Origin of the sequence: Fictibacillus phosphorivorans (assembly GCF_023715845.1) — a bacterium.
Taxonomy (GTDB): Bacteria; Bacillota; Bacilli; order Bacillales; family Fictibacillaceae; genus Fictibacillus; species Fictibacillus phosphorivorans_D.
This window is the reverse complement of record NZ_JAMBOR010000018.1, coordinates 26,363-46,857: the sequence shown is the minus strand read 5'-3', so window position 1 is coordinate 46,857 and position 20,495 is coordinate 26,363. Positions and strand designations below refer to the sequence as shown.

Below are 20,495 nucleotides of genomic sequence, written 5' to 3'. Positions count from 1 at the left end.
GGTTTCAAATGTCTATGATATTCTTACGGGTTCATCTGGTTTCACACAACCTACGATACTTATCGTACTCATTGCATCTCTCATCATTTTTTGGGTGATTCGAAAAAGTCATTAATACCAATCGTTCATAAATTAATGAAAAAAGACGCCACTGTTGGCGTCTTTATTGCTGCACGTAGTTTAAGAACATTTCTTCTATAGTATCCCATGCAATTTTGTATTGCTCTTCTTCTCCTAAAAAGGAATAGTGCAATACATTGCCATCACGGATCGCCCAGAAGATTCGTGAGATATTCTGGGGATCGATTTCTTTCTTGATCTCTCCGGACTTCTGGCCGTCTACTACTATATTTACAATATAATCGATAAAACGGTTGTATCTCTCCGCAAGAATTTTCCTTAAATCCTCTTGTCTTGATCCATAAAGCCAAAACTCAATATAAACACGCATAGTCTGCTGATCTTCTTCTTTTAATCCTTGTTTTTTGAATCGTTTAAATAGATTTGTTAGTTTCTCTTTGGCACTTGTAAGGTTGGCATTTATCTCATCCATTTCTTCAAAAAACGAATTCGTTCGCTTTTTTAGAAGCTGTAAATATATCTCTTCTTTACTTTCAAAATAATTATAGATAGCACCTTTGCTAATATTTGAGTCTTTCACGATATCATCAATAATTGTCGCTTGATATCCTTTTTCTCCGAAACATTTTAGAGCACTTTCGAGTATGTGGTTTCGTTTCTCTTCTTTATACTGATCTGAAACTTTAGGCATGATGCTTCCTCCATTTATAGCACGTTATCCATTTCAAGTATAACAGAGTTTTCAGTCTATTCGGAAAAAGTTTTTGCTGCCTTTGTTTCTGCTACCTTTTTTAATAGGGCGTTCCATATGCACTTGTTCAACGAACGTAGTAAACCCTGCTTTCTTCAACAAGCGGCTTAAGGTATCCTGCTTTTTAGGAAGATTCATCGTCAATCTTCTTATGGCTCCTGCTTCTGGTGCAAAAGCGAAATTGATCAGATTTGCGGTTGTCTCTTCTTCTAAGTCACACTTGGTATCTATTGCACACTGATAGAGAACAATTCCTGCGAGCTCTCCCGTTTCTTTGAAGCTCTTTTTATACACTGCATACCCAACCGGCCGTCCACCATCCACTGCCAGTGCACATGAAAAGTCTTTTAAACTTTGAAATTGGGTTTGCCAGGCCGTAAGCGGCTCAAAAAATGATAAGGATAATACCTCTTGTATCGTTGCATTTTTCACTACGACATTTGAACTTGACCCTTGAATGACCGAAATCTCGCCTTCATGCAGCAAAAAAGACAGCTCTTCAAACGTTTGATAACCCATCTTCTCATATAACTTTATGGCTTTTTCGTTCTCTTTAATGGCTTCTAAACGTGCAAAATCAACGTTTTGCTCTTCGTAGATCTCCAAACAGGCTTGGATTAGTTTTTCTCCGATTCCCATTCCTCTAAAATCAGGGGCAATCGCAGTTCCGCCGTTCCATACAAATCGCTTGCCATTAATTGTTCTAAAACTATTCAGTGCAAATCCTGCGAGCTTTCCCTCATAAACAGCGACAACTGAATGTTCTAAGGAGATTCCCTCACCCGTTACTTTTTGCAAAAACCGGTTAAGGTCCATTGTCATATCTGAGAAGTAATGTTTCCAAGATTCATTCCATAAAGTTATTGCTTCTTTATAAGATATCTCATCAAAACGTTTAATGACTAGCATGGATTTCACTCCCTGATCTTTATTTAAAACGACTGGTCATTTTATTTAATTTTATTGTATAAAATGCACCGTTAAATAACTACCTAAATCGTTCGACAAAATCCTGAATCGTTTTTACCTTGAGCTTGAGCTTGCTATATCCCTTTTTCACGGTACGTGTTTTTATATTTATTACACGTTCGCTCAAAAACTTCGATCTACGCTCAAAACATCCCCCTTTTCGCTCAAGATTACTACGCTACGCTCAAACAAGATTCACCTTCGCTCAGAATCTTCATTTTTCGCTCAACCAAATGAATTCGTGCTTAAAATCCATAAAAAAAAGACCTAAGCCGGTTCGCTTAGATCATTTTTCTTCAAATAAGGCTTTAAAATGCTCATGGTATTCTTCAAGTTTTCGACCTTCCTGCTTTATAAATGCTTCTCTTTGCTCATCAGAATTAAAATCCAAAGCTTTACCTCCGAGTTCGCTTAGATCATCTAGCACTCCAGAAGTTTTTTCTCCGATTTCAATATCTTCCTTTAATAATTGGCATATTTCGGTTAAACGATTAAATTCTTGTTCAGTCCCGCTCTGTTTTTCAATGATTTGTCCGAGCATCGAATAAACAAGCTCGGCACGTTCTTTTGTCTGTGGTTTCATGGAATCACTCCTCTTTTTTATTTTTCCCCTATCTTCGATTACCTAAACTGTTTTATTCAGGAAGAGAATGGGTAAATCAAGGATAGTATCCAAAGAAAGGAAGAGTGCTGTGGCAAATCGATCAGAGCTCCGTCAGCAAAAGAAAAAGTCACGCTGGATTCGGCGAACTGCTCTTATTACTCTTATATTATTCTTATCCAGTGTATCGTTCGGTGGTGCCATGATATACGCCTATGTCAATGGTACTCCAAGATTAACAGAAGAAGCCTTAACCGACCCGCAGTCTTCCATGATCTATGACATGAATGATGAGTTTATTACTTATGTTACAAGCAACGAACGGAGAGAGTACGCAAAAATTAATGACATTCCTGAACTTGTGCAGCAAGCGTTTATCTCAACAGAAGATACCCGCTTCAGAGACCACATGGGTGTTGATGTAAAACGAATATTTGGAGCTGCATTAGCAAACGTAAAGGATGGCTTTGGAGCAGAGGGCGCAAGTACAATCACTCAACAAGTCGTGAAGAACAGTGTCCTTTCCCCTGATAAAACGCTTAAGCGTAAAGTTCAAGAGGCATACCTTGCGATTCAGTTAGAACAAAAGTACTCCAAAGACGAAATCTTAGAGATGTACTTAAACAAGATCTATTTTGGGAGCGGAGCTTATGGAGTTGCAACCGCTGCAAAAACGTACTTCAATAAACCACTGCAAGATCTAACTCCAGCAGAAGCTGCATTATTAGCAGGACTTCCTCAGCGGCCAAGCGGTTATGATCCCTTCCTTCATCCAGAGGCTGCAGAAGAAAGACGTAATACCGTACTCGAATTAATGTACAAAAATGGTGCCATCACGAAAGAACAGAAAGAAGAAGCTGTAAAGACACCCGTTAAAGAGTTGCTAGTTAAAGAAAAAGCGAAACAATTGAAATATGAATCGTTCATTCAGCAAGTCATCAAAGAGTTAAAAGAAAAAGGTGTTTCAGAGCGTGCGATCTATGAAGGCGGTCTGAAGATCTACACGACCCTGGATCCAAAAGCACAGGCACATACGGAAAGAGTGCTGTCTAATGATGAATTCGTGAAGTATCCAAGTAAGAAGTTTAAAGCGGGTGTAGCGCTACTCGATACAAAGACTGGAGTCATCCGAGCTCTAGGAGGAAACAGAACGAGCGGTGATGAAAATATCGCAAATGGATTTAACTATGCTACTGACACGAAAAGACAGCCAGGATCAACGATCAAGCCCATTCTCGATTACGGCCCTGCCATAGAAAAATTAAAATGGTCGACATACAAACAAATAAAAGATGAAGAATTAAAAATCGGTGACTGGGAAGCAGGTAACTGGGATGATGAATTCCATGGAGACGTTTCTATGCGTGAAGCACTCATGCACTCTTACAATATCCCTGCGATAAAGACCTTTATGGAAGTTGGATCTGAAGATGCCGTTAAGTTTGCCAATAAGCTCGGTATCTCGATCAAAACAGCTTACCCGGCCTATGCGATCGGCGGGTTTAAGCATGGACCTTCACCTCTCGAACTTGCAGGTGCGTATACAGCCTTTGGTAATAAAGGTATATATCATCAGCCGACGACATTGAGAAAAGTCACATTTCCTGATGGCTATGAGAAAAAGTTCGAATCAAAACCGGTAGCAGCGATGCATGACTACACCGCTTATATGGTGACTGATATGTTAAAAGACGTTGTGAAACGAGGAACGGGAACTTTAGCCGCGATCCCTGGATTAGAAGTCGCCGGTAAAACGGGTACAACCAATATGCCTGATGGACTGGACATTGAAAAAGGCTCCAGCGATTCCTGGTTTGCAGGTTATAGGACAAATTACACAGCAGCTGTTTGGACAGGATATGATAAGACGAACGCCGAACAATATTTAACACCAGAAGATCAAAAAATCGCAAAATACATCTTCAAATCCATCGTTTCAGAGGTTTCGAAAGATAAGAAGACACCTGCCTTTGAAAAGCCAAAATCGGTAGAAGAGATCTATATCAATCAAGATACTGGCTATATCACAAAAAATAAGAATGGTTCCAACACGATTAGAGAGCTTATTGTAAAAGGAACATCGATGAGGGAGCTTATCGCACCTATAAAAGAGAAGAAAGCTACAATAACGAAAAAACCAAAAAAGAACGAATACAAAGATCGAAAAGTGAAAGATGAAGAAGAAGCTAAACAAAAAGAAGAAAAAAGAAAAAAAGAGGATGACAAGCAGACAGATCCTCCACCAACTAAACCTAAGGAAGATGATGACCCAGATCCTCCACCACCACAGGACGATAAGCCGGACGATCCTGGAACAGGCCCTGAACCAGAGGATCCGCCAACAGAGCCTGAAGATCCCGAGGAGCCTGAGTCTGAACCAGACACACCTCCAACAGATCCTCCTGCAGAAGGAAATGGAACTGGAACAGAGGCTAACACAACAACAACAGAAACTCAGGCCCAAACGAATTGATCACAAAAAAGTAACCCTATCGTATCTCAGGGTTACTTTTTTATGAACTCAGATAAAAATGATTCTCCATTTCGATAAAACCTTGGGTCATAGATTCCAAGTTTATCATCCTCTTCCACTACAACGACAAATGGAGACCATTTATGAAGTGTTTTCGCTCTTTGATTCTCTTCAAATAGGGGCGCAAGATCTGCTTCATCTTTTGAGAGATCAGACGGTGCTCTATTTCAGGTTCAATAAAAATACTGTCTTTCACAATCTCTACTTGGTTTCCTTCTTTTCCGATCACTATAAATTGAGTAGGGACAAATCCTGCTGCCAGCGCAACATCCTCATACTTTTCTTTCGCTTCATTATAGATTATATATCCTTGAGCAGATTGGATAGCGATATGAGCAAGCATTAACAGCCAAACGACTCTAAATACTTTATATCTCTCACCCGCTACTTTTTTACGGGAAACAATGAAGCCCGCGATCATTAAAAACCAAAACACAAAATCGACAATAGGGATCGTACCAAAAGTAACCCGGTAGCTGGAGAAAGGTTCAATATATCCGGTTCCCCATGTATTAAACAGGTCGCTTGTATCGTGTATAAAAACAGCTAAGAGCGCCCAATAAAAAATTCGCCTGTCCTTCCCTTTAAATAATAGACGGCTTAAGTAATAAATCAGGATTCCCAGATGGGAATTAGAAAAAAGGAGTGTGTTAAGCCCCTATGCCACATTTGCTGCATGATTCGCCCTGTTTCAGTTAGATTCACAACCACATCACTATCAGGGATGTGGCTGCCTACCAATGTAGTAAACAAAAGCGCTCTTTTATGTGATTGATCCATTTTTGACTTATCTATCGCGCCATATAAGGTTAGTCCAAATAACGTATGTGTGATTGTATCCATATGCCCTCTTTGTTTCCTTTTCTTATATGGTAACGAAAAAAAGAGCTTCTGTCTGTCTAGAAGCTCTTACCATTGTTTCAATTATTTCCTGGAATAATTTCCGGGGAAATTCGACTTTATTTCCTACTGCTCTACACTTCCTGTTTCAAAACATCAATCCCCTTTAAATGAAGGAATTCTTCAATTTGTTTCTTATGATGTTCATCATGTTTCACTAAACCACTAATATATTCACATAATGTAATCATTTTTGAACCCATTTCTATTTTTTCCTGCCAAACCGTATTTGGAACTTTTCCTAATTTATCTGAAACAACTTGGCGGCATTCAATCACTTCATCCAAAAGCTGATCTTTCGATATACCAGATCTCGCTTCATATGCAGCATTGCTGTTGATTTCTTCTACATCTACTTTTTTAGGGGGAATTTCAGATCCACTCATAAAATAAGAAACTCTCTCATCCCAAACGAAAACATCCCAGGCCTTAATATGAGCAACAATTTCTCCAACTGACCATTTTCCTTCTTTAATTGGCATAAGCCAATATTCCTGTGGCACCCTTTTAAGCTGCTGAAGCCAATTCGTAAAATTTTCATAATTTGTCAGTACTTCACTCATAAATAGTCCTCCTTTAACAATCAATATTTTTTTAGTTTTAATTAGGGCTTTGTCCCTGTCACTCCTTCTTCTGGGACATACACTATAGATGAAAGCATATGGCACAAGAAAGAAGGAGGAATGACAGCATGTTTGGAAAGAGAAAACAACAACGTAACTGGGGTTACCCTGGATACGGATATGGCTGCTCCCCATGTGGCGGTTATGGATACGGCGGATATGGTTATGGCGGCGGCGGAGTATTCGCTTTGATTGTAGTGCTTTTTATCCTTCTCATCATCATCGGTGCGACGTTGAGATAAAAACAACCAAAAGGCAAGAGGATTCCTCTCTTGCCTTTTTCTTTATCCAATTTTCCGCTCGCTTAAAAATACAAAGGATTCGACTGGGACAGCTCCCTCACTGTCTTCTTCTATCTTCTTCATTTTTTTCCTGCCTGGCAATTGATCCCCGGTACGTTTAATTCCCTCCGCCATAAAGTTAAACGCCATAATAACAGCAGCAAAACTTAATACTGGAAAAAATACTAGCCATGGTGCTAATCTTAGCTGATAATAATAACCACCTAGCAAGCCCGACCATTCGTTTGAAACGGAAACGGGTATTTCGAATTCAGGTCCATATTCCCGATAGATCGTTCCTCCAAAGAAAACGCCCAATATACCAAGGTGAGCAAGCAGTAACAATACGGCAATAACCTGCTGTACATACATAAGGACAAGCTTTGGCCAAAGGTGCGGCATGATGTGTTTAAACAAAATGTGGAACTTGTTTCCTCCCATTAACTTGGCACTCGTAATAAATTCGTTCTGCTGGATTAAACTTATTTCTTCCTTCATTAATATAGCTGTATTAGGAACGGCAATGAGGACGATCAGTAAAACTTGAAAAATGGCTTTTTCCCAAAATGATATTTGTTCAACGGAAATAACAGGTCCTACTATAAAAAAGATTAAAAGGGCCGACGGAATATAATAGAATGATTGGCTTAATCCTTTGATAAGCGATAGAGCCCGACCTGCACTCAATAACAAAATACCACCCAAAAAGGACAAAACGATTCTTAATAAACTAGCAACAAACGCGATCCCTAATGTATATTTTGCACCTGAGATAATTTGATAGAATAAATCAGCTCCCATGCGATCGCTACCGAACCAATACTCAATAGAAGGTTCAAAAGGCGCTTTTTCAACAGGCGTAATGCCGTCGTAAATAATCTGGTTTTCGTAGATTTCATTATTCATGACAAAATGATGATAAAAACTGGAACTGATCAAAGCAAAAACAAATAAAAATCCGGCTAGAAAAAAGGGATTTCTCCAAACGTTCTTTATCATTTTTCACCCACCCACTTGTACGTCAAAATTCTTAAAGCGGTAAAGAATAGAAACATGGGTAAAAATAATAGGAGTATAGATATCGTAAAGATAGCAGGACTCCCCATTTCTCTTACTAGTGTTGTAACGCCATAGATATTAAATAAATATTCCACCATTAACAAATTCGAGAGCATGAACCAAAGGATATTGCGAGATTGATGAAAGACACTTAAAAGCGTGTTTGGCAACACATGCCTCCATAGAATGCGAAGCCTGCCGATTCCTTTGCCCTTCGCAGTATCAATATATTGCTTGTTGAATTCTTCTTCCATATTAATAAGTAATACCTTTAAAATAAGCAGTGTTGGCAATACCGTTAGACAAAAGATCGGGACAAAATATGTTTTCTGGTCAAATAAAGAAACGATCTGAAACAAAAGAATATTCGTTTTTTTAAAAAACCAAATAATAAAAAACTGTATACCGATCGCAATCAAAACATCAGGAATGGATTCAAACATAAATGAAAATACACGAATCTTGTCTTTTAATTGGGAAGGAAACAAAAAAATCACAATGGAAAAGAGTAGCGCTAAGAAAAGGGCAATAAAAAATGCCGAAAATAGGATGGTTAATGAATATCCGACAATGTCCCAAATTCCTGGAAAGAGCGGGTATACACCGGATTTTGTATAATAGACAATTTCAGCAGGATTCATCATCGATTTAAAGAGTTCCTCTATTCCAGTCAAATACCCCTCCGTATTAAAAGACATTCCCATAAACATAAATGGAACAGATCCTAAAAGGAAAATACCGATGACTGATAAGATGAAAGAAAGCAAACTATCTTTTACTATGTAAGGCATGACATCCCCCTATTTTAAAAATTGACCATAACCGCCTCATTTACATCCCCCTAAATCATTCAAAGAATATTCAATCTATTCATTTTAACACTTTTTACAATTTAAGGAAATGAAGCTTCTTTCATTTAGACGAACAAAAGCCCCTCTTTTATTCAAAAAGAGAGGTCTTTTTTTATTTATTTTATAATTCTAGAGTTAGCGGTGTATTTTCTTCACTGTTCATTAGTCTAATTAAACTTGGCTTGATTTTTAGCAACATATAGTTAGGATCATTAGGCCCATCAAAGTAATGAGACATTTGATCAGACCAAAACTTTTCTTTTAATCCCTGATCATCCTGAATCGTTGCAGTTCCTTCTATTTCTAAGTAAGGATCACCGTACCCGTCACCTTCATATCCCACTAATACATGCACATTAGGATTTTCCTGAATCTCTTCTGCTTTATGTGTTTCAATACTGGTTGGCGAATAGAAGGTAAGTTCATCATGGAAAAAAGTCATGTACCTGGAATGTGGCTTATTTTGTTTCACACTAGCCAGCACACCCGTTTGCCTTTTTTCTAATACGCTCAATATTTGTTGTTTCAACTGTTCTTTATCCATTTCATCCACTCCTTTCATTTACTCTACCTTCTAGGATGGAAAACAAAACATCTTGTTATGCATGGAAGGGGCAGACTACTATTTAAACGGGCGTGGATTCTTTCATCACTTCCTCCTCTACTCTATCCATAAAATCTTGAATGATTTTTTGGTTACTTTTCTCACCAGCTAGTTTAAGCATAACTTTTCCTAGAAAGTTTACTCCTTTATTCCTCCCAGTATAAATAAAGCGTGTTCTTGTTTCATCCAATTTTATGAAAGTATAGGCTGCTTCAATCTCAAAAGCTTTTCCTAAAGTAAACCCTATGCGTAAGTGTTTTTTTGATTCCGTGTTTTCATATCCGAGCGTTTCCACAATATATGTTTCTACTCTTTTTCCCTCTTTGTAAGATTGACGATGCTTGGAGCCGACGATGCCTTCTTTTAATTCGATCGGTGTATGTTCAACAACGTTTGGCATGATGCGCTGCATATTTTCATCAGAAAAGAGATCCCAAACCTTTTCAATATGTGCTGAAATTACCCGTTCTTCATTCCAGGTGACCATCTTTCATCCTCCTCATCTCTCCATTTTTAAAAGATTCACCTATTTTGCTATCACAGAATATTAAAAGTTCTTCCATTATTTTATAGTCTTCCTCATGAAGACTTAATATCCTTTTATTTAAAAAAGATTTGGCAGGAGGATAAGAGAATACTGAATTTATTGGAGGTGTAAACATGTCGTTTAAAACATCCGAAGAATTTTGGCCATTTTAGCTCCCGTTGTAGCTTATGATATTGCCTGGGTTAGTCATTTTTTTATTGAGGGAAATAAGCCGGCTACATTCGGGCATCCATTCTGGTCGTTAAGGACGGATTTTCCATGTATTGGATGATTTTATTTGGTCAGCTTTCAGAAGAGATAATATAAACTTTCAAACGAACAACGAATGTAACACTCTCTCTAATCGAAAGTCGCTTACTTAAACACATAAAATCCGAAGGCGTTCTAGTTAAATTACCAGAATCACCTTCGGATTACACTCTTTTTTTCACCAATGATTTATTGTATATCTCGATTTCGGAAACCTACAAAACTGATAATCATTAATCCTACTGCAACAATACTTAAAAGGAATAGCGGCAAAAACGTTGCTTCCTCTATAGGTACTTGTGGAACATGGCCAAATGGCGATAGTTGACCCACCCATTTCGGTAATTCCATCAAGTTTCCTATATACAGGACGAAGAATGAATAAAGAAAATAGATCCAGATAAAAGAAGTCATTTTTGGAAGAAATCCAATCAGGAATGCAGCGATACCAATCATAACGAGCATTGCTGGATAAAATACCAATGCTGAGCTGAAAACCATTCCGAATTCCAGACCTTCTTCCATTGTTGACGTTGCAGCAGACCATAGACCAAGGGCACTAAGCGAAATCATTACACCACCATTTACAATCGCTAGAATTAAATAGGACCCTATAAGCTGTGTTCTCGATACAGCCCTAGATAATAAATGGTCCAATCGATCCTTTTTCTCTTCATTACGCAGTTTATTCATAGCCATTACGGGAGGAACTGTTGCTAATAGAGAAATGACGAGCATGACGGTTGGGATAAATTGTTCAGCGATCGAAGCTCCCTCCGTTTGCTTTAACATTTGTTGATACATTTCGTTTCCTTCAAAAAATGATTCTAAATCACCAAATACAGATCCATAGGAAGCACCGAGCACATACATGCCGATTGCCCAACAGATAAACCCTGTGCGCTGTAATCGAAACGCAAGACCCAATGGACTTTGCAAAAGACGAGTGGCATTTCTCCTTCCTGGTTTAGAAGCTATAAACCCTTGTTCTAAATCACGAATACTATTCAAAAAGTTTGCAAGTATGAATAGGACGAGAGAAACACCTAGCATTAAAACTATGGGCCCCCACTGATTAGATGAATATACTTCTGCTTTCGATACCCAACCTAACGGAGAAAACCATGATAATGCTTCATTACTTATATCTGTAACAGCTCTAAAAAGGTAGAAAAAAAGCAGAATAGAAACCGACCATCCAATCGTACCCCGAGAGCTTTCTGTAAGTTGGGCAAAAACTGCTGTTACCCCTGCAAAAATCAACCCCGTCCCACCTAAAGCGATACCATAAAGGAAGGAACCTTCTAAATCCATACTTTCGATTCCCATCGCATATAACCCAAAACTGATTAATAGCGCTAAAATAATAAACGACCCACTTGTGACGATTAATGTAGCATTTAAGTAAGAGAGACGACCAGATGGTAAGGAGCGGATCATTTCAACTCGACCATCTTCTTCATCTGCTCTCGTGTGACGTGTAACGAGAAAGATTGCCATTAACCCTACAATTACCGCAGTCATTAGTAGCATATTGTGGGCAGTCATCACACCGATGGAATAATTATCGAAATCACTGGTCCCTAACATAGCAATCATTGCTGGATTTTTCATCGTTTCAGTAATGGCAGTTCTATCCTGTTGCGTTTCATATAAATTTTCAAAAGTAGGAGGTACGATGAATGTGAATATCGCTAATCCAATAATCCATAATGGGATTCTTATTTGATCTAGACGAAGAATAAATCGAGATAACTTACCTGTGTTTGCAAAGATATTTAGATCCATTCATGTACACCTCCTGATACTTTGCCCTCTGCTTTATCTTTGCTTTCATAATGACGCATAAATAGATCTTCAAGGGTCGGTGGCGTACTTTCTAACTTTATAATTCCAAACTGACTGATGTGTCTGATGGCATGGTCTAGTTCTTCCGTATCGACTTGAAATGCCAAACCTTTATTTGTTTCTTCTATATCATGGATCCCTTTTAATTCAGATAATGATGAAATAGGCTGTTTGGTCCTAACAAGGATCTGTGTACGCGTTAGGTGACGGAGTTCGTCTAAGGTTCCCGTTTCTATGATTTGACCTTGGCGAATGATCCCTCGTCTGTCCATTGTTCTTCAATGACTTTGGCGGCATTAGAACATATATGTTTAAAGGTGTTAACAATCTCTTCAACTGAAGTTGGAATATTTTCTGCATTTTCGACTTTGTCTATTTTCAATCCGAAATGAGCTAGATATTCAGGAATATTTACTGTTAAATGCCAGGCAATTATTCCTAACGTACGCCCTCCTTCGTAAACCTTTTGTTTTAATGATTCATCCGTTAAACCTTCTAATACCTTTTGAGTTAACATAGATTCACGGTTCCACTCTTTAATAAAGTCTTTCACCGTTACATACATTAAAAATCCCCCTTTACTATTCAATAATGATTTTCCTCGAACGTTTGTTCCTTTTTATATTATCAAAAATTCATACTGGTATAAATGAATATTTGCATGACATTTCGTAATTAGAAAATAAAAAAATCTGCCCGCAAAGTGCGGTGTGAGTTATACTTAATGTTGTCATTTTTAAAGCTAAATTTTATCTAATATTATAATTTGTTTTTAACACATCTTATATCTTATATTGTCGTATTTACCCCGTATTATAACTCTTTTTGTCATTTTTCGTTCTTTCATCAAAAATGTTTGCTTATTTTTTTAATCTCATAGCTTCAATTTCAGCAAGTTTTTTTAATACTAACTCGCTGGTTTGTTTAACCTTTTTCATTGGTGTAACGGCTTATAGTATTAGATGGCTCAGAGGAAATTAATACAACTTTGCCGTTATCAAAGCTTTTAAATTTACTCATTATTTCTACCTCCTATTTTAGAAAGGTTTTATATTTATTGTTTCAAGCAATTCTTGATTTCTGTATCAACAAAAACTCTAAGTTCAGGGTATCTACGTAAATAATCCACACCTAATTGAGCTTCCTTATTAATTCTTGAATAAGCCAGTTTGAAGTTACCTTCGTTTATAATTTTTGAAATTGCTACTTTGTATTTTATCTTATACTCATTTAGCATATTAGTATGTAATATTCCATTAGTCATATTAAAATTTGTTTTAATTAAATCACATATGTCAGGGTGGTTTTTCTTCATAGTGATGTAAGTTGTACCTAAGAGTTTATAAATTACTCTACTATTAGGTCTTAAATTATCCTCAATACAATTTTTAATATAATCATTTATTATAATTTTAAACTTAGCCTTTTCTTCTAATAGTTGTTCGCCTTTTTGTTGATTAATTGCATTTACTACTATTTCATTTAACCCATATTTTCTTAACGTTTTTACATTAATATCTATTCCTTGGGCAACCATTTCCAAAGTTAAGAGCCGGTTTTTCTTTAATATATCATCGAGAAATGATTCTACTCTTTTTTTCAAAATTATTTTCAGTTCTTTACTTTTATTTATTTTCCTATCACGTTTAAGATCAAAAAAAAGATACCGTTGAATTTCAGTAGTATGATAAACGAAAAAAAAATTAATATCATTCCAACCGTACTGTTCCCTTGCCATTGATCTTAAATACGGAACAGATTTAGTTTTGAAAATAAGCTTTTTTAATTGCACTTGTTTTTGATGTAAATTTCTTTTAAATTCATTTATTTCCATTATATTTATTAGTGAATGATTTAATAAATACCCAATAAGAAAGTTCATTCTAAAATCACTTAGTAAGTTATTACATTTATAAAAATCGTCTAGTTTTTTAATACCATAAAGGTTTTGTGAAGAAACTTTATAGTCTTGAATTATTTTATCAATGTTTTCCCAAGTATTATTTTTTTTATTATAACCGTACATTAAATTACATTTTTCGCATATACTTACACGTTTATAATTAGATACTCTGCCCATCTCTGCCTTTTTTAAAGTTCCATTTTTACCAAATCCTTCACACCATGGAGCTAAACAATCTCCTGATTCATCAATAGTTTTTTCCTTAATTTTCTCGATAAAACTTGAAGGTACTTGCAGCTTATAAAAATCTTGAAGTTCGACGTTAAAATATCTTAGTGTTCTAAATAAATTTATTGGTGTTAGATTTCGATTTTTTTTAAACTTGTTACCTTTCCTAATACTTGCTATTAGGTTATTATAAAAATCTCGAAAAAAAGGAATTGGGATATATTCTGTTTGTTTTTGTTGATGTATAAAATATAAATATTTAATTACTAATGAATCTTCAATCGAATACCCACTAATTTTTAGAGGTTCTACTTGTTGAGATAATAAAAATGACCAATCATTGTAAATTCTTTTTTGTTCTTCAATTTTCTCGTGGGACAATAACTCTTCCTTATTAATATTTTTTATGGAGTTTTTACATTTTCCGCAAATTTGATTTAGCATTAGATCTTTTTCAGTATTGAAATTCTATACCGCATTTTCCACATCTTTTCTGTAGCTTCACTAAATGTTCATTACATATATCAATTTCTTTCACTTGCCAAATCAATTTAAAATATTTCTCTTTACTTATGCAAAGAGGACACACTTTTCTCACAGCAGTCTCAAATTCCTTATTTAACATATTTATAAACAGATCGAATTTTGTATGATAAGGAACAATAGTCAGCGACAATAAGCTTTCAATTGATAAACCTGTAAGGTCAGCTAAGATCTCGATATTATAATTATTTTTTATAGATAAATCTAAGTTAATAATTGAAAACTTACTTGAACGTTTTTTTCCAGGTAATACAACAGTATTTGCTAGATTAATTAAATTTGTTTTATTCTCACTTGTTAATCTATATAAATAGCTTGTTAAACTTTCTCCTACCTTAGGTTTAATTCGAATAGTAAACATTTGACCTTCCTTTATGACTTTAATTATTTTAATGCTGAAGGGCATGTTTTTGAGTATCTAACTTGTAAGATATATAGTTTGTCAATTGCGGATTTTTTCTCCAAAGTATAGACCTGCTAATATTAATGTACTGATACAAACTCTTTGAAGTGATTTCTGGTTCTGGGGTTATTTCGAAATATTTATCAACCTTACTGTAAATTTCTTCTTTTAATTTTTCCATTCGATAATTTTTTTGTTTATCTTTGAATTCTTTAATTATCTCCTTAAATCCCCAATTTCTGAGTGTCTCAGTACTCACCTTTAGTTCCTTACAAATATTAGATAAGGTAATATCGTTATCTAACTCATACATTTCATTTAACAAAATAATTAAAGTCTCTTTTTTATCAAATTCTTTTTCGCTTATATATTCTTTTGGTTTATCATATTCAAAAGATGAACAAATGGCTTGAATATGATATCGATATGTTAGAAATTCATCATAACTACTCCAACATTTCATTGTCTGTATGTCTTTAATTTGGCTTCCTTTACTTACTAATTTTATAAACATATCTAACTGGTTTTTTTTAATCTCTATAGATGGGATTGGGTCACAATTAAGAGGAATTCTTGTTCGGAAAAATGCCATCACTCTTCTCAACTTTTCACGTGTAAGATTAAGTAGATCACTTAACTGAGAAAAGCTGTACTCTTTATTTGAAACCATTTTAATTTTTTTATATATACTTATGAAATTTGTTCGTTCTACAAGCTCATTCATCGCGTTAAAGGCGTATTCACAACCACATGAAGAACAAAACATATAGTATTTAAGGACTTCACCATTTGTTTGTCTTCTCAATGAAACTCCTGTTTTAACCAGCGAACCTTCCTTCTTATAAAATTCACACCATTGCGCTAGACAATGATTCTTTTTATATTTAGGAACCTTTTCACATAGTATCGTGTTAATGAACTCTTTAGGCACTTTCATATTGATAAATTCATTTATAGTGATGTTATGAGTGTAAAGTATATCTATAAGTGTTTGAAGATGAACAATTCTTTTCTGACTTAAAGAGTTTCTGCTAACTTGTAATAAGTTTGCTAATTTATTTTTTGAAATCTTATTTTTAATATAGGTACGATTAAATTTTGTTTCAAATCCATTCATTAGAAATAATAGCTTCAAAGCTACTTTTTCAGGGCTTAAATAAATTAATTGTTCTTCAAGCAGCACCTTAAAAAAGTGATATATCCACATTTGCTTTTTTATGTTTGACTCCATAAGGTTTACTTTTTGTTTTGATAAATCTGCATTACAATGTGGACAAAATCCAATTTTATGAACTACCTTTTTATCAATTGAATTAACACATTTATCACATTGGTTATTTAAAGCTATTTGATGCTTTAAACAGATATTCATTTCATCTATCTCCCAAAGTAGACGATAATACTTTTGATCTTTAAGGCATAGAGGACAAAATTTCAAGGTATCTGTGAAAATACTAGAAAAAAACCTTGAGTGAGTTAGATCATTATTTGGAGTGAAATTTACTAATCCATAATAAAAAGTCATCCTTAATGGATCACTACTTTGTCTACTAAACTTTTTCCATTTTTCAATATCAATCATTATTGTTGGATTAATATTAATTACCCTTAGTTCACTTGCTTGGATGTTTTTAACCACACCCACTTCATTATTTAAAAAAGATATGAGGTTAATATGGTTACCCTTAGAAACTCTCATCAAATAACTTAAAAGTGATTCATCTGAAAAAGGATTAACCTTTATAGGTAACTCAAACAAAATTACCACTCTCCGTTTGTTTTTTATTAATTCTTTCCAAACAAACGGAGAAGATTTCTTAAAAAGTTAAATTATCATCAAACTTATCTCCCTGAATTATTTCAAATGCTTCTTTTATTACTTTTGGACTTAACCTTAAGTTGGAAATATCATTACACTCTTCATTAAAAAGTCCCAGAATATCGTATGCTTCTTGGATTATAGGAATCAAGAACCCTAGTTTACCTTTACAAAACAAATGTAGTAGTTGTGGATACTTTAAGTTCAAATCTCCAAGTCCAATTCTTTGGGGTGGTGCCAAATATGTCTCTATTTCTTCTAATAGTCTACAAAACTCATCGTCACACTTCTCAAAACGATTTAATGATTTAGGTCTGTATCTTGACTTATATTGGTCATCTAATTCTCTTAACTTTATTGCTTCAGGAGTTCCCATAAGAACAAGAGTGACCTTAGTTTTATTGGCCATTTGTTTAATTGTATCCATGGCTTTACTAGCGTTAAATCCTGATGTCAAAATATTATTCACTTCATCAATAATTACCATCTTTACTTCTTGTCTTTTCATTAAATAATATGCCCTGGTTTTTAAATCATTTATTTTAGGTACTCCTTTTAATCTAGGTGATCCCAAAGCATCTAATAACTCATGATAAAATTCCATAAGCGTAAAAGGATGTGGGGTTTCCATATAGATTACATGTTTTACTGTTATTTCTGTTTCGTCAGGTTCAGTAATAACATACTCTGGATATTTTTTTAGATATATCTCAGCCAGTTTTGTCTTACCAATATTAGATGAGCCTGTAACAAATAAATGTCTTGTCTTTCCTGGTCTCTTCATATGAGAGTCCATTATTTTAAAAATTGACTCCATTTGTGGGTGCAGCACTTGGATATTCTTTACTCTTTGAGCAAACTCTTTGTGGGGATTCATAAAACTTTCCTCCATATATATATATTTATTTACTCATTCATTAGTTGATCTTCGTATGCTTTCATAGCTTCTTCCAATAATAAATCAATAGATGCTTCTTCTTTGGCTGAAACGTTAACTGTTGGTATCTTTACATCAATGTCTAAATTCATTCTTTTTGCTTGTTGCCTAACGCCACGATTAAGTTTGTATTTTTTATTTATCACTTCTTGTAATGCTGCCTTCGCATATAAGAGATCTTCTTCAGAGACTATTTTATTTCTCTTATTACGACCTTCTTCTGCTAGTGATTTAAGTAAAAGTTTGTATGTATATTGATTTATACCCTTCAATACATCAGCAGACGGAGAATAGCAAAATACCTTTACATACTCACTTGAATCAGGAAGTTGAATATAAATATAAGAAATATCATCGATATCATATTTCACTTTATATTTAATCTCTCTCTTATTAATCAACAGAGACAATTCACTTTTTCTATATAAACGGTTGTCTAATCTAACTCCATCTCTTGTGTATGGTTTTAAAACTGTCGGCAACAATTCAATTTTAAATTCTTCCTTCTCATCTTCTAATACAAATTCTGGATAACCGCTTAGCTGTAACCCCTCATAATAACGGACTATAGGTGTATTAGATTCTAGAGGAAGACCTCTATGTTCCTCGAAATGATAAACATCTGTAATGTATCTTGTTAATATCTCAGTGATATCCTCTAACGTCAGAAGTGCATTTGATTCAGCGTCATACTCGCCTAAGTCCTCAATATTACTTTTTCTAGTACCTTTTAATTGATGGATTAATTTCATATTTATTGTTCTGAAAAGCCTTTCGATTGTACCACCATATCTAGGAGTTGCAATTGGTCTAAAACGTATATTTGATTTAAGCACTTCATCTACTATTCTTTTAACCTCTGCATTATTAAATTCTGTACCATTATCAAATACTATACTTTTGGGAATTCCAAATAAATCCCATTCCTTTAAAGTATTATATTTCTCTTTTGTGCCCTTAAAAAGTACCCCTTGTTGAATTGCTTTTCTTACTTTATTTGCAGATGGTGGCTCAAAAGAAATATGTAAGCACCATACCATTCTTGTATAAAGATCAATACCTAAAGTGATCCAGGGTCGTCCGGTTACATTTCCTTTTTCATCTAGTACATCTATATCTAACTTAGTATGATCAATTTCTACTACGTGGAGTGGAAATAAGGCTTCTTCATTTGCATATCCTCTTATGACATCCTCGTACTTTTGTCCAGCTTTTGTTCCATATCTCATTCTTTCAACTATTTTAGAAGGAATTCTGTTCAACAGTTTATAAATTGTAATTTCTTTAGGGATTTTAAGCTTCATTTGTAAACATTGAATGGCAATTAGATCATATATTTTTCTTTTGCTAATTTTATGGGTGTTTAGATACTCTTTTTCAATTACCGATTTAATAATAGAGACATATTTTTCGTCGAGACGAGTATGAAGAGTATGTAAGATTAAGTCTGGTTTATTAGGATGGCAGAGATCAATCACTTTGTTATCCGTACGATATTTATACCCTTCCCCCCCTTGAGATATTAAACCTTCCTCACCTTTATTTGGTTTTATCGCGTCCATCTTTTTATAATTTGATAAATACCGCTGAATACTCCTTTTTGATATCCCAAAATGGCTTTCTAATTTTGTAAGCAGCTGCTCTTGATTCAAATATTCAACATCATTATTCTCATCTAACAAATGTTTATAATTATTTATAAACTCTACATATGCTGTAAAATCACCAGACTTTAACTTTTCGAATACTAATAAGGGACGAATAATCAAGAACCGTTTAGATACTTTTTCTCTTTTGTTTTCATTAAGGTTATCTAAAATAGAATAATAATTCTCATTATCTTTTTCGATAGTATTCAAAATATGATTGCTAGGGATAAAAGACTCATTTGTTATTAAATCATAGTAATTAATAATTATTGGATCAGTCTTACCATCCTTTTGAAATATGGTAATATTGGGAGGGTTTAGAGCGAGTATAATGAACTTGAGACCGAAATATTCGATTTCTGAATTAATTTTCAAACTCGTAATTTTCACTATATCTATTCTCCTCTAAAATATTTAGTTGCTCCATAATTGATCCAATCGCAACTTCACTTTCCCTATTAATTAACTTTTTTAGATCCACCAAAAGAGACCCATTTGCTATTAAATAATATATAGCAGGTAATGCCATTAATTTTTCATGGCTATCTTCTAACATATTTAGTAAATTTTCTATTGTTATCACACCTTCGGAATTTACTTTGCTAATGATGTCGCCTACAAGACTCTTAAAATAGCTTCTTTCTTTACGATTACTGTGTAAAAACTTTATATTTTTCATAATGACTTTAGGGATGTTTACAATATCAACAACTTTATAGTTCCAATTTTGTTTTGCGGAATACAATTCACAGTATTTATTAATTAACACTTGTCTTTTATCTTCCAAAATTTCATATTTAACCTGAAATAACGTTGGATATGTTTGATCTTCCCATCTTACTAAAACATCCGGAACATGTAGCCAAAACCCACTTTCTCCCTCTTTGTTTTTTGTTGGAATTTTAATCTCTACTGGCTGAGGATAAAAAGCTTGAACATTGGGATTTAAGTCTAGAAAAAAATAAAAATAACATTCACTTAAAGATTCATAGTGAATAACGTTTTTCATTTTACTACTATAAAACGACCCAACAATGTGGGGGACACTTCTACTTTGTTTGTTATTCACTTTCCGAACGGGAGGATAACTTGAATTTTTCATGCTTTAACTCCTTT

At 34.6% G+C, this 20,495-nt stretch carries 17 protein-coding genes and 4 pseudogenes; 3 read left to right on the top strand and 18 right to left on the bottom strand.

Translation table 11 applies throughout. The features are described from left to right. Positions 1 to 163: 163 nt before the first annotated feature. The 3 genes from M3206_RS13875 to M3206_RS13865 all read right to left on the bottom strand — a co-directional run bounded on the left by M3206_RS13875 (position 164) and on the right by M3206_RS13865 (position 2,384). The gene (locus tag M3206_RS13875; RefSeq protein ID WP_251313120.1) at positions 164 to 772 is read right to left on the bottom strand and encodes a TetR/AcrR family transcriptional regulator; all 609 of its coding nucleotides are present in this window, start codon (positions 770 to 772) and stop codon (positions 164 to 166) included. A gap of 51 nt (positions 773 to 823) precedes the next feature. Next, positions 824 to 1,741, bottom strand: a complete 918-nt coding sequence (locus M3206_RS13870; protein ID WP_251313119.1) for a GNAT family N-acetyltransferase — start codon at positions 1,739 to 1,741, stop codon at positions 824 to 826. Positions 1,742 to 2,087: 346 nt separating this feature from the next. Further along, the gene (locus M3206_RS13865; protein WP_251313118.1) at positions 2,088 to 2,384 is read right to left on the bottom strand and encodes a hypothetical protein; all 297 of its coding nucleotides are present in this window, start codon (positions 2,382 to 2,384) and stop codon (positions 2,088 to 2,090) included. Positions 2,385 to 2,493: 109 nt separating this feature from the next. On the opposite strand from M3206_RS13865, the gene M3206_RS13860 reads away from it, so the two are divergent. Next, a complete protein-coding gene (locus tag M3206_RS13860) occupies positions 2,494 to 4,875 on the top strand; it encodes a transglycosylase domain-containing protein (protein WP_251313117.1) in 2,382 nt (793 codons plus the stop codon). 118 nt (positions 4,876 to 4,993) lie between these two features. On the opposite strand, the pseudogene M3206_RS13855 reads toward M3206_RS13860, so the two are convergent. Together M3206_RS13855 and M3206_RS13850 are read right to left on the bottom strand one after the other, a co-directional pair. Then, a pseudogene (locus M3206_RS13855) lies at positions 4,994 to 5,778 on the bottom strand (metal-dependent hydrolase). A gap of 131 nt (positions 5,779 to 5,909) precedes the next feature. Continuing rightward, positions 5,910 to 6,398 carry a DinB family protein gene (locus M3206_RS13850; RefSeq protein ID WP_251313116.1) on the bottom strand — a complete coding sequence of 163 codons (489 nt, stop codon included), beginning with the start codon at positions 6,396 to 6,398 and terminating at the stop codon, positions 5,910 to 5,912. A 128-nt stretch (positions 6,399 to 6,526) separates the two neighbouring features. Between M3206_RS13850 and M3206_RS13845 the strand changes: the two genes are divergently transcribed. Next, positions 6,527 to 6,700: a YjcZ family sporulation protein gene (locus tag M3206_RS13845; RefSeq protein ID WP_251313115.1), complete on the top strand. Its 174-nt coding sequence runs from the start codon at positions 6,527 to 6,529 to the stop codon at positions 6,698 to 6,700. A 42-nt stretch (positions 6,701 to 6,742) separates the two neighbouring features. Here the strand turns inward: M3206_RS13845 and M3206_RS13840 are convergent, their stop codons facing one another. The 4 genes from M3206_RS13840 to M3206_RS13825 all read right to left on the bottom strand — a co-directional run bounded on the left by M3206_RS13840 (position 6,743) and on the right by M3206_RS13825 (position 9,740). Continuing rightward, the gene (locus tag M3206_RS13840) at positions 6,743 to 7,738 is read right to left on the bottom strand and encodes an ABC transporter permease (protein WP_251313114.1); all 996 of its coding nucleotides are present in this window, start codon (positions 7,736 to 7,738) and stop codon (positions 6,743 to 6,745) included. Then, a complete protein-coding gene (locus tag M3206_RS13835; protein ID WP_251313113.1) occupies positions 7,735 to 8,589 on the bottom strand; it encodes an ABC transporter permease subunit in 855 nt (284 codons plus the stop codon). The genes M3206_RS13840 and M3206_RS13835 overlap by 4 nt, the downstream gene beginning before the upstream one ends. Before the next feature lie 181 nt (positions 8,590 to 8,770). Continuing rightward, positions 8,771 to 9,193, bottom strand: coding sequence for a pyridoxamine 5'-phosphate oxidase family protein (locus tag M3206_RS13830; protein WP_251313159.1), 423 nt, complete (start codon positions 9,191 to 9,193; stop codon positions 8,771 to 8,773). An 82-nt stretch (positions 9,194 to 9,275) separates the two neighbouring features. After that, positions 9,276 to 9,740: an SRPBCC family protein gene (locus M3206_RS13825; RefSeq protein ID WP_251313112.1), complete on the bottom strand. Its 465-nt coding sequence runs from the start codon at positions 9,738 to 9,740 to the stop codon at positions 9,276 to 9,278. 211 nt (positions 9,741 to 9,951) lie between these two features. On the opposite strand from M3206_RS13825, the pseudogene M3206_RS13820 reads away from it, so the two are divergent. Next, positions 9,952 to 10,106, top strand: a pseudogene (locus tag M3206_RS13820) (Mpo1-like protein); the annotation flags it as partial. Positions 10,107 to 10,238: 132 nt separating this feature from the next. Here the strand turns inward: M3206_RS13820 and M3206_RS13815 are convergent. From M3206_RS13815 to M3206_RS13775, 9 genes and pseudogenes are all read right to left on the bottom strand, one after another. Next, positions 10,239 to 11,837, bottom strand: a complete 1,599-nt coding sequence (locus tag M3206_RS13815; protein ID WP_251313111.1) for an ABC transporter permease — start codon at positions 11,835 to 11,837, stop codon at positions 10,239 to 10,241. Then, positions 11,828 to 12,166: pseudogene (locus tag M3206_RS13810) on the bottom strand (DUF4162 domain-containing protein); the annotation flags it as partial. The pseudogene M3206_RS13810 and the gene M3206_RS13815, both read right to left, overlap by 10 nt. Further along, a pseudogene (locus tag M3206_RS13805) lies at positions 12,157 to 12,462 on the bottom strand (DinB family protein); the annotation flags it as partial. The pseudogenes M3206_RS13810 and M3206_RS13805, both read right to left, overlap by 10 nt. 489 nt (positions 12,463 to 12,951) lie before the next feature. Next, positions 12,952 to 14,472: a hypothetical protein gene (locus M3206_RS13800; RefSeq protein WP_251313110.1), complete on the bottom strand. Its 1,521-nt coding sequence runs from the start codon at positions 14,470 to 14,472 to the stop codon at positions 12,952 to 12,954. A gap of 10 nt (positions 14,473 to 14,482) precedes the next feature. Beyond that, complete coding sequence (locus M3206_RS13795) at positions 14,483 to 14,932, bottom strand: TniQ family protein (RefSeq protein ID WP_251313109.1); 450 nt, start codon at positions 14,930 to 14,932, stop codon at positions 14,483 to 14,485. A 28-nt stretch (positions 14,933 to 14,960) separates the two neighbouring features. Beyond that, positions 14,961 to 16,733: a TniQ family protein gene (locus M3206_RS13790; RefSeq protein WP_251313108.1), complete on the bottom strand. Its 1,773-nt coding sequence runs from the start codon at positions 16,731 to 16,733 to the stop codon at positions 14,961 to 14,963. A 58-nt stretch (positions 16,734 to 16,791) separates the two neighbouring features. Then, positions 16,792 to 17,670 carry a TniB family NTP-binding protein gene (locus tag M3206_RS13785; RefSeq protein WP_251313107.1) on the bottom strand — a complete coding sequence of 293 codons (879 nt, stop codon included), beginning with the start codon at positions 17,668 to 17,670 and terminating at the stop codon, positions 16,792 to 16,794. A gap of 29 nt (positions 17,671 to 17,699) precedes the next feature. Then, positions 17,700 to 19,769, bottom strand: coding sequence for a Mu transposase C-terminal domain-containing protein (locus M3206_RS19110; RefSeq protein WP_251313106.1), 2,070 nt, complete (start codon positions 19,767 to 19,769; stop codon positions 17,700 to 17,702). Further along, positions 19,744 to 20,481, bottom strand: coding sequence for a TnsA endonuclease C-terminal domain-containing protein (locus M3206_RS13775; protein WP_251313105.1), 738 nt, complete (start codon positions 20,479 to 20,481; stop codon positions 19,744 to 19,746). Before M3206_RS13775 ends, M3206_RS19110 begins: the two co-directional genes overlap by 26 nt. Positions 20,482 to 20,495 lie beyond the last annotated feature (14 nt).

Bases quoted from the DNA above. Each gene is read 5' to 3' on its own strand.
- M3206_RS13870 (WP_251313119.1), bottom strand. From the start codon at position 1,741: ATGCTAGTCATTAAACGTTTTGATGAGATATCTTATAAAGAAGCAATA.
- M3206_RS13815 (WP_251313111.1), bottom strand. From the start codon at position 11,837: ATGGATCTAAATATCTTTGCAAACACAGGTAAGTTATCTCGATTTATT.
- M3206_RS13865 (WP_251313118.1), bottom strand. From the start codon at position 2,384: ATGAAACCACAGACAAAAGAACGTGCCGAGCTTGTTTATTCGATGCTC.
- M3206_RS13835 (WP_251313113.1), bottom strand. From the start codon at position 8,589: ATGCCTTACATAGTAAAAGATAGTTTGCTTTCTTTCATCTTATCAGTC.
- M3206_RS13850 (WP_251313116.1), bottom strand. From the start codon at position 6,398: ATGAGTGAAGTACTGACAAATTATGAAAATTTTACGAATTGGCTTCAG.
- M3206_RS13875 (WP_251313120.1), bottom strand. From the start codon at position 772: ATGCCTAAAGTTTCAGATCAGTATAAAGAAGAGAAACGAAACCACATA.
- M3206_RS13825 (WP_251313112.1), bottom strand. From the start codon at position 9,740: ATGGTCACCTGGAATGAAGAACGGGTAATTTCAGCACATATTGAAAAG.
- M3206_RS13830 (WP_251313159.1), bottom strand. From the start codon at position 9,193: ATGGATAAAGAACAGTTGAAACAACAAATATTGAGCGTATTAGAAAAA.
- M3206_RS13845 (WP_251313115.1), top strand. From the start codon at position 6,527: ATGTTTGGAAAGAGAAAACAACAACGTAACTGGGGTTACCCTGGATAC.
- M3206_RS13785 (WP_251313107.1), bottom strand. From the start codon at position 17,670: ATGAATCCCCACAAAGAGTTTGCTCAAAGAGTAAAGAATATCCAAGTG.
- M3206_RS13840 (WP_251313114.1), bottom strand. From the start codon at position 7,738: ATGATAAAGAACGTTTGGAGAAATCCCTTTTTTCTAGCCGGATTTTTA.
- M3206_RS13795 (WP_251313109.1), bottom strand. From the start codon at position 14,932: ATGTTTACTATTCGAATTAAACCTAAGGTAGGAGAAAGTTTAACAAGC.
- M3206_RS13800 (WP_251313110.1), bottom strand. From the start codon at position 14,472: ATGCTAAATCAAATTTGCGGAAAATGTAAAAACTCCATAAAAAATATT.
- M3206_RS13775 (WP_251313105.1), bottom strand. From the start codon at position 20,481: ATGAAAAATTCAAGTTATCCTCCCGTTCGGAAAGTGAATAACAAACAA.